This is a genomic window from Bradyrhizobium sp. NAS96.2, assembly GCF_001908235.1.
Lineage (GTDB): Bacteria > Pseudomonadota > Alphaproteobacteria > Rhizobiales > Xanthobacteraceae > Bradyrhizobium.
Genome location: NZ_LGHK01000323.1, coordinates 1 through 1978 on the forward strand (window position 1 = coordinate 1; position 1978 = coordinate 1978).

2 protein-coding genes and 2 pseudogenes are annotated in these 1978 nt (G+C 56.7%); 3 read left to right on the forward strand and 1 reads right to left on the reverse strand.

Features of this window, described 5'->3' with window-relative positions; genetic code table 11:
- The 3 genes and pseudogenes from AC628_RS44990 to AC628_RS46285 form a co-directional block, all read left to right on the forward strand.
- A pseudogene (locus tag AC628_RS44990) lies at positions 1 to 198 on the forward strand (hypothetical protein); the annotation flags it as partial.
- A 36-nt stretch (positions 199 to 234) separates the two neighbouring features.
- A complete protein-coding gene (locus tag AC628_RS40740) occupies positions 235 to 465 on the forward strand; it encodes a hypothetical protein (RefSeq protein WP_074132435.1) in 231 nt (76 codons plus the stop codon).
- 455 nt (positions 466 to 920) lie between these two features.
- Positions 921 to 1152 (forward strand): annotated as a pseudogene (locus tag AC628_RS46285) (hypothetical protein).
- Between the two features lie 618 nt (positions 1153 to 1770).
- On the opposite strand, the gene AC628_RS40755 reads toward AC628_RS46285, so the two are convergent.
- Positions 1771 to 1977, reverse strand: a complete 207-nt coding sequence (locus AC628_RS40755) for a hypothetical protein (protein WP_245321593.1) — start codon at positions 1975 to 1977, stop codon at positions 1771 to 1773.
- Position 1978: the final 1 nt, after the last annotated feature.

Here is a 1978-nt window from a genome sequence, read left to right on the forward strand (position 1 = left end):
CGCCCTCCGCCCTCCGCCCTCCGTCGCTACGTCAATAATCTTTGTGACGCCGGCCAATATGACTTCGATCTCTTGCAGATTGCGGCAGTCGCTTACTTGAAAAGCCTGGACGAAGTGCATGACGAGCGAAGTGCGAGAGGCGCAGCAGATCACGCTTTGGCCGAATGCCTGGCATCACGCAACGGCACGACCCGATAATCACAGTTGTAACTCCAGATCGAAGGAGCGAGCAGCATGACGGATAAGATCGATAACGCGAACCAATTCACGCGCGGCCCACAAGGGCGCATGCTCGCAGCGACGGCGATGGGCATGAGCGCATTGAAACCAATCTTGCACTTTCAGGTCTTAATGCTGAGAATGTGGGCTGATAGCATTGAGAGGTTTGCGGGCAACTACGAAAAGGGCATTGAAGAAACCGCGACCACCGCCTCGGAGCAAGCAGACAGGGAACGCGCTGCTTAAGCGAACTTGGACGGCAGACAAGTAATAAGCGGAATGAAAAGGCCGCCTGCTTTGGCGGCCTTTTCCAAAGTATCGTTGTCCATGTCCGTAAACGTCTGCGTGTCGTTTTCGACTTAGAATGCGGACATCCCGGATTCATTCGAAGGTGCGCGCCCGGTCGGCGGGCCTTGCAGCCTTGACTCGCCGTTCATGTTTCGTTCTTATAGAGCTCACGTCAGTTTCAGAAGCAAAATATGCCCACACTCGAATTCGTCCGTTCGGAGATCGAGCGCATGCGCGTGCAAGTCGGCCGCCAGCGCAAGGAAATCCTTCAGCTCCAGACGGAGTATCCCCACCAGCTCAGCCGAAGTGCTGCTGCAACGGATGCTCGACAAGATCGATGCTCTCTGTGCTGACCGTGACCGGATGAAGGCCGCGCTGCCGAAACCGAAGGGCAAGGTTCTCGGAGGCAGGAAATGGTGAGAGAGCGCCCGCAGTGGTTCGATGATTGGGAAAATCCGCCACCGTTTATCAGGGCACTAAACGAAGTTCGGCAACTCTCTGCTCGTGGAAGGCTGGTGCTATCAACATGTTCAGGCGATCCAGGTTGCTATTGATCAGTACGCGGAAGCCGCGCTCGGCAATCGCGAATTCTTTTTGAACCGGCCTTACAGTATTGGTCCGGTTAGGAAGGGAGATGTTCCCTAGGAAGCCAGGCGCGCCTCGCAGAGTGTAGCGAGGATAGAGCTATTATGCCTCCCGGGTTACGCCTTACTTTGCATTCGCACTCCGCCTTTGATTGCGCAGTCGAAGGGGTCGCACAAAGTGTAGCGTTTCCGGACCGCACGCCTGCGGAGTTTTCGGAGACGATGATGAACGGGAGCGACAGCACCGTAGTCATACGGCTGCGCGACGGCATGCCGTGGCGCTAACCTCACCACCTCCTTCCGCCAAGGTGGTCCCTAACCGCATGCTTACGCAGGACGCTAAACGTTACTGTCAGAAAGTCGCCGAATGTGAAAGCGAGGCGGCCAAGGCCACGACTGCGAGCGCAAAAGAAGCCTGGTTGCAGGCAGCCGAGGAATGGAAAAAACTCGCGCGAGCGGCAGAGGAGAAAGCGCGCCGATCATAGAGGCCATGCCGAAGCCTGCCTCCGCAAATCCCACCGTGCTCTCTCGGATTGGTGAAACCGGACCGCGACGGACCTGCGGTGCCATCCGGGATGGAAGTTCTGCTCGCGCCGCAGCATATTCGCTCCGTTCTTGAAGGATCATACTTGTATTCGCCCGGCCCACTGTCTGGTGGCCGGGCTTTTGCGTACCGACATCACGCGCGTTGATCGGCACCGCCATCCCTCTTGGGATCGCTCAGTTTGCGAAAGTAATAACCTTGGCTCTGAACCACCTGCCTGATCTCATCGCTGACCCTGATGACCCTCTTCTTGCTCTTGCGCCATTTGCCTTGGGCACCAATGACCGGCATCGGAAATCCCTTTTTCACAACGAGCAGATCACGCCTGACGTTCAAATACACT